The sequence below is a fragment of the Frankia sp. AiPs1 genome (assembly GCF_023716945.1).
Lineage (GTDB): Bacteria > Actinomycetota > Actinomycetes > Frankiales > Frankiaceae > Frankia.
This window is the reverse complement of sequence record NZ_JAMQQF010000817.1, coordinates 1-1,923: the sequence shown is the minus strand read 5'-3', so window position 1 is coordinate 1,923 and position 1,923 is coordinate 1. Positions and strand designations below refer to the sequence as shown.

Sequence of the window (1,923 nt, the reverse complement as noted above, 5' to 3'; positions counted from 1 at the left end):
GTCCCCGGCGGTCCGGACGCCGCCAGCAGCGGACCCGCGACCGTCCAGACCGGCGAGGAGGCTGTCGCGGTCGGCGCCGAGGACGGCGAGCCGGTGCCGAAGCAGGGGTCGGTCCGCCAGCGCCAGACCGACCGCCTCCGGGTCGGCGTCCGACGCGCGCACGAACGCGGCCAACGCCCGCGCCTGCGTCACCAGCCCACCCGCGCTACCCGCGCTCACCAGCCATGGCACGGGCGAGCCGGCGGGTACCGGCGACGACCGCGGGGCGGTGACGGCCCGCGGCTGGTGCTCGGGCGCTTCCTCGATGACGAGGTGGGCGTTGGTCCCGGAAGCCCCGAACGACGACACCGCGGCCCGGCGCACCCGCTGCCCCCGAGGCCACACGACCGGCTCGCTCAGCAACTCCACCGCACTGGCATCCCAGTCCACCAACCGCGACGGCTGCTCCACGTGCAACGTCCGCGGCAACTCCTCCCGCTCCAACGCCATCATCATCTTGATGACCCCACCCACGCCCGCGGCCGCCACCGAATGACCGATGTTCGACTTGAGGGAACCCAGCCAGAGCGGTCGACCATCGGAACGATCGCGACCGTAGGTATTCAGCAACGCCTGCGCCTCGATCGGATCCCCCAACTTCGTCCCCGTCCCATGCGCCTCCACCGCGTCCACATCACTCAACGACAGGCCCGCATTCGACACGGCAGCCCGAATCACCCGCTCCTGCGACGGACCGTTCGGCGCCGTCAATCCACTGCTCGCACCATCCTGATTCACCGCCGAACCCCGAATCACCCCCACCACCCGATGACCCAGCCGCCGCGCCTCCGACAACCGCTCCAGCACCAGCAACCCGACACCCTCAGCCCACGCCGTACCATCCGCGTCCGCGGAGAACGCCTTACACCGACCATCCGATGCCAACGCCCGCTGCCGCGAAAACTCGATGAATCCACCCGGACTCGCCAACACCGTCACCCCACCCGCCAGCGCCAACCCGCATTCCCCCGACCGCAACGCCTGCGCCGCAAGATGCAACGCCACCAATGACGACGAACACGCCGTGTCCACCGACACCGCCGGACCCTCGAATCCAAACGTGTACGACACCCGACCCGACAGCACACTGGACGTGTTGCCGGTGAAGGCGTGACCGGTGACGGTCTCCGGCAGCCCCTCCATGTCGCAGATATAGGAGGAGCCGCCGGCGCCCACATAGACGCCGGTCTGACTGCCGCGCAGGGCCGTCGGATCGAGCCCGGCGCGCTCCAGCACCTCCCACGCCACCTCCAGCAGCAGTCGCTGCTGCGGATCCATCGCCAGCGCCTCACGCGGCGAGATCCCGAAGAACTCCGCGTCGAACCCGGCCACGTCGTCGAGAAATCCCCCGCGGCGCACATACGAGGTCCCGACGCGGTCCGGGTCCGGGTCGTACACGTCCTCCGCCCAGCCCCGGTCAGTCGGGAACTCCGTGGTGGCATCGACGCCGGCCGCCACGAGGTCCCAGAGGTCCTCCGGGGTTCTCACCCCACCCGGGAACCGGCAGGCGACGCCGACGACGGCGATCGGCTCGGTGCTCGCGACGGCCGGCGCCGGTATGTGCGGTGCGGGTGTTTCCGCGCCGCCGAGCGCCGCGTCGAGGATGTGCCGCGCCAGCGCGACCGGGGTGGGATAGTCGAAGATCAGGGTCGCGGGCAGGGCGAGGCCGGTGGCGGCGGACAGCCGGTTGCGCAACTCCACCGCCGTCAGCGAGTCCATGCCCGTGTCGAGAAGGCCCCTGGTCTCGTTCACGCTGGCCGGCCCGGCATGGCCGAGGATGGTCGCGACGTGTCCGCGCACGAGGTCGAGCGCTAGCCGCTCGCGGTCCCCCGGCGCGAGGCCGAGCAGCCGGCGGGCGAACGCCAGGCCCGCGTCGCCACCCCC

General features: G+C 71.5%; 1 protein-coding gene. It reads right to left on the bottom strand.

The window, feature by feature from the left end; translation table 11 throughout:
- On the bottom strand, positions 1-1,923 hold a 1,923-nt coding region (locus ND748_RS30975), incomplete at both ends, for a beta-ketoacyl synthase N-terminal-like domain-containing protein (protein ID WP_251749857.1).